7 protein-coding genes are annotated in these 7,698 nt (G+C 67.1%); 2 read left to right on the top strand and 5 right to left on the bottom strand.

Annotated features, from left to right (window positions below; all coding sequences use genetic code 11):
* Window positions 1-214: 214 nt before the first annotated feature.
* The 3 genes from AB7O82_RS09380 to AB7O82_RS09370 form a co-directional block, all read right to left on the bottom strand.
* Window positions 215-430 carry a hypothetical protein gene (locus AB7O82_RS09380; protein WP_428544753.1) on the bottom strand — a complete coding sequence of 72 codons (216 nt, stop codon included), beginning with the start codon at window positions 428-430 and terminating at the stop codon, window positions 215-217.
* Window positions 431-649: 219 nt separating this feature from the next.
* Window positions 650-1,396: a haloacid dehalogenase type II gene (locus AB7O82_RS09375; RefSeq protein ID WP_428544756.1), complete on the bottom strand. Its 747-nt coding sequence runs from the start codon at window positions 1,394-1,396 to the stop codon at window positions 650-652.
* A 306-nt stretch (window positions 1,397-1,702) separates the two neighbouring features.
* On the bottom strand, window positions 1,703-2,719 hold the full coding sequence (locus AB7O82_RS09370) for an energy transducer TonB (RefSeq protein WP_428544759.1): 1,017 nt from the start codon (window positions 2,717-2,719) through the stop codon (window positions 1,703-1,705).
* Window positions 2,720-2,767: 48 nt separating this feature from the next.
* Here AB7O82_RS09370 and AB7O82_RS09365 point away from each other — a divergent pair, with 48 nt between their 5' ends.
* Window positions 2,768-4,906 carry a TonB-dependent receptor gene (locus tag AB7O82_RS09365; RefSeq protein WP_428619242.1) on the top strand — a complete coding sequence of 713 codons (2,139 nt, stop codon included), beginning with the start codon at window positions 2,768-2,770 and terminating at the stop codon, window positions 4,904-4,906.
* Between the two features lie 124 nt (window positions 4,907-5,030).
* On the opposite strand, the gene AB7O82_RS09360 is transcribed toward AB7O82_RS09365, so the two are convergent.
* Both AB7O82_RS09360 and AB7O82_RS09355 read right to left on the bottom strand, forming a co-directional pair.
* Entirely contained in the window at window positions 5,031-5,363 is a 333-nt protein-coding gene (locus AB7O82_RS09360; protein WP_428544765.1) for a hypothetical protein, read from the bottom strand.
* A 332-nt stretch (window positions 5,364-5,695) separates the two neighbouring features.
* Window positions 5,696-6,625: a hypothetical protein gene (locus tag AB7O82_RS09355; protein ID WP_428544768.1), complete on the bottom strand. Its 930-nt coding sequence runs from the start codon at window positions 6,623-6,625 to the stop codon at window positions 5,696-5,698.
* A 360-nt stretch (window positions 6,626-6,985) separates the two neighbouring features.
* Between AB7O82_RS09355 and AB7O82_RS09350 the strand changes: the two genes are divergently transcribed.
* Entirely contained in the window at window positions 6,986-7,648 is a 663-nt protein-coding gene (locus tag AB7O82_RS09350) for a DUF6134 family protein (RefSeq protein ID WP_428619239.1), read from the top strand.
* The last annotated feature ends 50 nt before the right edge of the window (window positions 7,649-7,698 follow it).

Raw genomic sequence — 7,698 nt, 5'->3', positions numbered from 1 at the left:
GCTACGCGACCTCCTCAGGATGAGGACTTTGCTGGACCGGCCAAAGTTAGCGCCTATGAGCGCGCCACTCCGATGGCGCTCTTCTTGTCGATCGCACCCCTTGAGCGCCATCGGAGTGGCGCGCTCCCAGCAAAGACGCCAGTTCCAAGGGAAAAGTCGCCGCCTATGAACAGCGCGCTTCCAGCCATGAGCCACTTCGCTCCTCGGCGGGCTTCTACAAACCTGACGATCCCTCACCAGCGGTCGGCAACGGCGCCTCGGCCCGGAAATTTTCGTGGCCGGCGGACGCCGGCGCCTCGGCGCGAAAATTGTCCCAGCCGCCGCGCGCCGGCGTGGCGTAACGGCCGTCGGCGCCGGGAAAGTCCTTGCATCCCGCCATCATCAGCATGCCCGGCACGATCAGCCATGCCGACCGCATCGCCTTCATCATGATCTCTCTCCTATGAAGATCGGGGGCGGGTACCGCCCCGATCTTCTCAGTAACGGTGGTGCACGCCCGCGTGCTGCGTGTCTCCCGAGATTTGCGCGGCGCCTGGCACCATCACCTTCCACCGCAAGCAGTGAACATCCGGAACCGCTCGTCGAATCATTGGGCGCCGCCATCGTGGCAATCCGGCGGCAGCGCCCCGGGCCGAGATGACTCGGGCCATTACGCGCCGAGCGCTTGCGCAAGCGCCACGAAGTCCTCCGCATAGATGTCGAACCACGGCTCGGGGGTGGCATCAGGCCTGACACCTTGGCCGAACTCGAGCGGCCGCGGCACGAACGCCGTACGCATGCCGAAGGCGCGGGCCGCCTTCAGATCATACTTGTGGCAGGCCACCATCATGATCTCGTCCGGGCGACAGCCGAGATAGTCCACCGCGAGCTGATAAACTGCGGGCGCCGGTTTGTAGGTGCGCGCGAGCTCGGCCGTCAACACGGCGTCGAATGGCAGGCCGGCATGCTTGACCACGGCCACCATCGCGGCCATGCCCGCGTTCGACAGCGTCGAAACGACGAAACGCCGGCGCAGCCGGGCGAGACCTTCGACGCTGTCCGGCCAGGCATCGAGGCGGCTCCACACGAGATTGATCTCGTCGCGTTCGGCGGGTGAGAACAGAGGCGCCAACGCATGCTGCTCGAGCAGGACATCGAGCGTCTCACGATAGATGCGATCGACGCGCATCCACGGCCGCTCCCCGGCGATGACCTGATCGAGAATGGTGCGGTAGAGGCCGCGCCACGCGGTAGACAGAGCAGCCCAGTCGATCGCCAGGCCACGGGTCCGGTTCACCTCTTCGCCCAGGCGCAGCAGCGGCTGGCAGAAATCCGCACAGGTGCCCTGCACGTCGAACGTGAGCGCCCGCAATCCCGCGAGCGCCGGTTCCGCTCCATCCCGGCGCTCCAGCGTCACCTCCGGACTTCCCATTCCCGTCCTCCCCCAGATGCCTGGGCATTCGCATACGGACAAAATTTCCGTCATCCCGAGCGGAGCCGCCCGAAGGGCGGTGCCGTCGAGGGACCTTTCTTGCGATAGCTGCAACAAGAAAGGTCCCTCCGCTGCGCCTCCCTTCGGCTGCCCTCAGGGCAGGCGCTGTACTCGGCTTCGATCGGGATGACGGCGTTCTTGCCATAAGGGAATGCCTTGCCCCGGATGCCTGCCCCTTGCCGGGACACGCGTCATTTTTCGCGCCACGGCGACGCCTTGTCGACCGCGACCTCAATCGCTCAGGCGGTATCGGATCCTGACGGTGCGCGTCACATCCGTCCCGGGTGGCGGCAGCCGGGCGCCGCGCAGCATCGCCGCCGCCGCGCCGTCGAGCGCGCTCGATCCGCTTGCGGCGGCGATCGCGACGTCGGTCACGCGCCCGTCGGCCGCCACCGAGAAGCGCACCGTGACCTCGCCCTCGACGCCGCGCCGTCGCGCCTCCTCGGGATAGCGCCGGTTGGCGGCGAGCCAGGCGGCGAGCAAGGCGTTCCAGCCTGGGGCAACGGCGGGCGCTGCGCCTGGCCTGGCAGAGGCCCCTGGTGACGCCGTGCTGGCGGACCCGCCGTGCGGCGACGGATTGGTCGCGGGCGCGGGGGAGGGAGAAGGTACCGAGGCAGTCGCCCGCGGCGCTGGCGGCGCAGCCGGCTTGGGCTCGACTTTCTTCCGCTGCCGCGGCGGCGGAGGCGCAGGCTTGCGCGGTTCGGGCCGCACGTCCTGCCGCGGCGGCACGCGAGGCGGCGGGCGGAAGTCCGGCACTGCCGCTTCCCGGGCTTCCGGCGGCGGCACGGCATCGCGCAGATCCGGCATCTGCTTCCTGAAATCGGGAATCTCGGCCTGCCTGACCTCGGGCACCGGCAGCGCGTCCTTGAGCTCCGGCGGCGGCGGCGCGGCCGGGCGGAAGTCGGGCACGGTTTGCGTACCCATCGGCTCGGGCGGCGGTACCGAATCGTCGAGCGCGCGATCGGCCGACGGTTCGCGGGTCGTCGCCGTCTCCGCTGCAGAGGGCCGAATCGTTTGCGCGGCTTTGCTCGCCGTCGCCAGCGCTGCGCCGCCGGAGTCGACGAACACCCTGATGGCGGCCTCCTCGAGCGCCGCGGCCGGCGGCGTGCCCATCATCAGCAGGACGGCGAGCGGCACGAGGTGCAATGCCGCCGCACCGGCAAGCGCGCTCGCGCCGATCCAGTGCGAGACGCGCGGCAGCGCGATGGGACGATCCGGTTGATTTTCTGTGATGTTATAACGTACCATTTAGGCAAATCGTAGACACTCGACCTGGTGCGGACAAGGGGGAGAAGCATGCGGCGCCACATTGCAGTCTCGGTGACGCTCGGCAGCCTGTTGCTGTCGTCGTCGCCCGCCTTCAGCCAGACGGCCCCGGCGGACGACACCGCGATCGATCTCGACGTCACGGCCAGGCGGCTCGACCAGGCGCGCGGCTCGATCCAGCCGAGCCTCGGCGCCACGGTCTACGATTTCTCCAGGCCGTTCATCGAGAACGTGCCGCTGGGCGAGAACGCCCCCCTGAACCAGGTGCTGCTGCGCGCGCCCAGCGTCGTGCAGGACGGCTTCGGGCAGATCCACGTGCGCGGCGACCACAGCAACCTGCAATACCGGCTCGACGGTGTGCAGCTGCCCGATGGCCTGTCGCGCTTCAGCCAGTTCCTGATGACGCGCTCGATCAACCAGATTTCGTTGCTGACCGGCGCGTTGCCGGCGCAGTACGGCCTGCGCACGGCCGGCGTCGTCGACATCTCGGTGAAGTCGGGCAGTACCGACCCGGGCGCCGACCTCTCCGTCACCGGCGGATCGCGCAACTACGCCCAGCCTGCCGGCTCCTATGGCGGCCGTAGCGGCAAGGTCGACTATTTCGTGACCGGGCAGTTCCTGCACAACGGCCTCGGCATCGAGAACCCGACCGCGTCCTTCAGCCCGATCCACGACGACACCGACCAGTGGATGGCGCTCGGCAAGGTCACCGGGCTCATCGACGAGAGCACGCGCGTGAGCTTCATCGCCGGCGGCATGAATGCTGCCTTCCAGATTCCCAACGTCCCCTGGCAGATCCCCCACTACAACGTGTTCGGCCACAGCGATTGGAACAGCGGCATCCTCGACCAGCGCCAGTGGGAGAAGACCTACTTCGGCATCGCCTCGCTGCAGAAGAGCTACGAAAACCTGGATTTCCAGCTGTCCGGCTTTGCCCGGTACTCCGCCCTGTACTACCAGCCCGACGCCATCGGCGACCTGCTGTACAACGGCATCGCGCCGTGGACCAACCGCAAGAGCTTCGCTTTCGGCATCCAGGGCGACGGCAGCTGGAAGGTGGCGAAGGACCATACGCTGCGCGGCGGCTTCCTGGTCCAGCGCGAACGTTCGACCGCCTTCACCGCCGGTAACGTCCTGCCGCTTGTGGCGAATCCGGACGATCCGGACGCCGAGCCGGAGCCGTCCGAACAGCCGATCGGCTACAACGACGGCTTCGACGTCACCGGCTGGACCTACAGCGTCTACCTGCAGGACGAGTGGCGCATCGTTCCAAGCGTCACGCTGAATTTCGGCTTGCGTTTCGACGCGATCAGCGGCGTGACCAGCGAGTATCAGTTCAGCCCGCGCGTCAACCTGGTGTGGCAGCCGGCGCCGACCTTCACCTTCCGCGCCGGCTACTCACGCTATTTCACGCCGCCGCCGCTCACCCAGATCAGCGCCAGCTCGCTCGCCATCCTCGCCAACACCGCCGTCGCGCCGGAGACCCTGCAGAACGACCCGGTACGGGCCGAGCGCGCCGACTTCTTTGATGTCGGCGTGTCCGTCAAGCCGCTGCGCGGCCTGACCCTGGGGCTGAGCGCCTACTATAAGATCTCGCAGAACCTGCTCGACAACGGCCAGTTCGGCGCCCCCATCATCATCAGCGCCTTCAACTACGCCAACGGCATCGTGAAGGGCGTCGAGTTCAACGCCAGCTACGACGACGGCCCCTGGAACCTGTATTTCAACGGCGCCTTCAGCGACAACATCGCCACCAACATCAACTCGGCGCAGTTCAACTTCGGCCCCGACGAACTCACCTACATCGCCAACAACTGGATCACCACCGACCACAACCAGGGTTGGACCTTCTCGACCGGCGCCGCCTACACGTTCAACGCCGGCAGGGACTGGGCCACCCGCGTCTCCGCCGACGTGCTGTTCGGCAGCGGGCTACGCACCTCGATCATCACGCCCAACGACACGTCGCTGCCGAACTACGCCGTGGTGAACGCCTCGATCGTGCAGAACATCCCGATCGGCCTGGGCAGGGGCACGCAGCTGCGCTTCGACGCCATCAACCTGTTCGACAACATCTATCAGCTCCGCGACGGCGAGGGCGTCGGCGTCGGCGCGCCGCTGTTCGGCCAGCGCCAGACGTTCCTGCTCACCCTGCGACAGAAGTTCTGAGCAGGCTGGAGCGTGCGAAGGGAGGTCCCTCCCTTCGGCTTCGCCCAGGTCAAGCGCTGCGCTCGGAGCCACAACGCTGTTCTGGGCGCCGCTGGTGGCGGACACCGGTTCGCGGAAGTCGCGGCTACGGTCGCCGCCGGCCGCGCGTGGGGCCCCGGATCACGCCGCTGGCCCGTTCGGCCTGCCTCAGATCGTCCTCGAGGATGACGCGACACGCGAGCGACGGATGACCGAGGTCGAGCTCCAGGATCAGCTGGCCGCGGTTACCCAATCGCGACGACAGCGCGAAGTGAGTCTTGCCGAAAACGATCTGCTGATGGGCGATCTCCAGGGTCTGCCCGTTCTCCAGGATCGCCGCGAGCGCTAGACGAGCGAGCTGGCCCAGGCCGGATCCTGCCGCCTTGCGGACGGCGACGGACGGACGAAAGACGATCTGTGCGGGAAAACGCTGCTGCATTTGCACCTCCAGGCCACGGCAAGACGCGCCGGAATGGCGCGTCGGTGCCGGACGAAGGTGCGGAGAAACGTCAATGCATGATCGGGACCTACTTCAGGCTTGTGTCGGCATCAAGGCGACGCCCGCCTATGGATGAAACTCATGGCTGGGAGCGCACCACTCCGATGGCGCTCATGGGATCAATGATCGAGAAGATGAGCGCCATCGGAGTGGCGCGCTCCCAGCGGAAGACTCTGTTTCTTGTTGGTGGCGCGCCCCAGCCATGAGCCTCGCAATGCACTACGTCGATTTTTCATACCACCGTGGTGCGTGCAACGCGCGCTGGGGTCTTCCTAAAAGAATGCCAGGGCGGCCTCGGCCAGCCAGGCCGCCCGCGCCGGCGCGAGTTGCTTGAGCGTACACAGGAACCCGGGATGACTCATGCCGGAGCCGAGACAGGTCCAGCGCATCGCCTGGCGCTGCACGCCGACGATGCGCTCTGCTTCCGGGGCTGCGAACCGTCGACCGGTTGCCCGCTGCAGCGCGTCGAGGTCGAGAGCGGCCTGCCGGCGCAGCGCGCCATCGAGCATGAAGCCGATATCGACATAATTCTCGACAGCCTTGTCGATCTCGCCGGTCGACAGACCGTTGGCCAGGACCTCGACCATCAGGGTGTCGAGCTGCGTGCGCCGAGTCTCTTCCAGCTCTTGGAGTCGGAGCAGGCTCTTGAACTGCTCGTCGAGAGTCTGGTCATCGCGGATGCTCTCGAGATAGTGCCGTTGCGTCATCCAGTCGACCTGCAGGATCAGGAGCGCCATCGACAGCGGATGGTGCGCCAGCGCCGCCTTCCCGAACACTTCGACGGGCCCGATCACGTCGCAGACCGCGCCGAAGCCCGCCTGGAACTCGTGCTCGAAGGTGCGGAACAGGCGGACGTGCCTAGCCTCCTCCATGGCGGAGCCAGGCAGCGCGCGGCGCCGCGGATCGTCCTCGGCCAGCATCGGCCGCGCATGGTCGATCACGAACGGCAGGGCGACCTCCTCGATCAGGCCGAATGTGTGGAGATAGGCGTTGGCGCGGATGTGGTTGAGCTTGAGCGTCGCATCGGCATCGAGGAAGGCGAGCGCGTCGGTGCGCGCCAGGGATTGCGGCAGGAAGGGCTTGCGGAAATCGAGCCGGCGCCGGCCGCCGACGATGTCCCCGGCTCGCCAGTTGACCTTCTGCGAAGCAGCCGGCGCCTTGGCATGGGTGAAACCATGGGGATTGCGAGGCATGTAGTTCATGTCGGTCTCCAGGGCTCGGGTTGGCGACCCGATGCGGGCGCGGAACCTACTTCTCCGCATGCTGCGGGCAATGACCGGGCGTCCGGCTTGTTTGATCGGGCAGCCACAACCGCGGAAGGTGCGAACTTCGCAAACCGGTGTTGCAAACCTGCAAAAGTTCCCTGCTCTCGGGAGCGCCGGGGAGGTCTGACAGGTCCCGCGACGGCGCCGTCAGTGGCGCTGTAAACAGCGCCTGATCGGGCGGCCTCGCGCGAGATGACAGATGAAATGGCCTAGGCGATTTGCGCCGGCCGGCATGAGCCGCGCCCGATGGCGGACGCGGCGCATCATCCGCCGCGGCCCGCTTGTCGTACAAGGCGCATGGTTCGCCTGCTCGCCCTGGCCACGGCGCTTCTTTCGATCTGGCCGGTTGTCGCCGTGGCGGAGACTCCGGTCTACGGCCGCCAGCTCGTCTTCGCGGCCTATCGCAACGGCCAGCCGATCGGTGCCCATCGCCTGGACTTCGACAGGCAGGGCGATCGGCTGGTGGTCACGATCTCGATCGAGCTTGCCGTGAAAGTCGTCGGCATCACGGCGTATCGCTACACGCATCGCGGCCGCGAGGTCTTGCGCGGCAAGGAGCTCGTCACCTTCGACTCGTCGACCAACGATGACGGCAAGCCCTATGCCGTGCGGGCGAGCCGCGAGCCCGACCAGCTTCGCGTCGAGCGAACGGTGCCGGGTGCGACGGGCCTGATCCGGGATTCCCTGCCGCCCGACCTGCTGCCGTCGACGCACTGGAACGTCTATCAGACGTCACAGGGCTTCCTGCTCAACGCCCAGAAGGGCACTCGGGAGCGGATCGCGGTCATCACCGCCGGCCGCGAGTCCGTCCGCACCCTGTCGGGCGAGATCGCCGCAACCCGTTATCGCTACGAGGGCGACGTCCGCATGGACCAATGGTTCGACGACCGCGGCCGCTGGGTCCGCTCGCGCTTCGTGGTTTTCGACGGCTCGTCGATCGACTACGTGCTCCAGGATTAGGTCGGTGAGCGATCTTGTACTTCCGGACCGCGGGCGTCCCGCCCGCTCAT

This window comes from Reyranella sp. (assembly GCF_050185545.1).
Taxonomy (GTDB): domain Bacteria; phylum Pseudomonadota; class Alphaproteobacteria; order Reyranellales; family Reyranellaceae; genus Reyranella.
Note: the sequence above shows the minus strand (reverse complement) of the source record. Positions and strands in the feature narration are given on the sequence as shown.

Bases quoted from the DNA above. Each gene is read 5' to 3' on its own strand.
- AB7O82_RS09380 (WP_428544753.1), bottom strand. From the start codon at position 430: ATGATGAAGGCGATGCGGTCGGCATGGCTGATCGTGCCGGGCATGCTG.
- AB7O82_RS09370 (WP_428544759.1), bottom strand. From the start codon at position 2,719: ATGGTACGTTATAACATCACAGAAAATCAACCGGATCGTCCCATCGCG.
- AB7O82_RS09365 (WP_428619242.1), top strand. From the start codon at position 2,768: ATGCGGCGCCACATTGCAGTCTCGGTGACGCTCGGCAGCCTGTTGCTG.
- AB7O82_RS09360 (WP_428544765.1), bottom strand. From the start codon at position 5,363: ATGCAGCAGCGTTTTCCCGCACAGATCGTCTTTCGTCCGTCCGTCGCC.
- AB7O82_RS09355 (WP_428544768.1), bottom strand. From the start codon at position 6,625: ATGAACTACATGCCTCGCAATCCCCATGGTTTCACCCATGCCAAGGCG.
- AB7O82_RS09350 (WP_428619239.1), top strand. From the start codon at position 6,986: ATGGTTCGCCTGCTCGCCCTGGCCACGGCGCTTCTTTCGATCTGGCCG.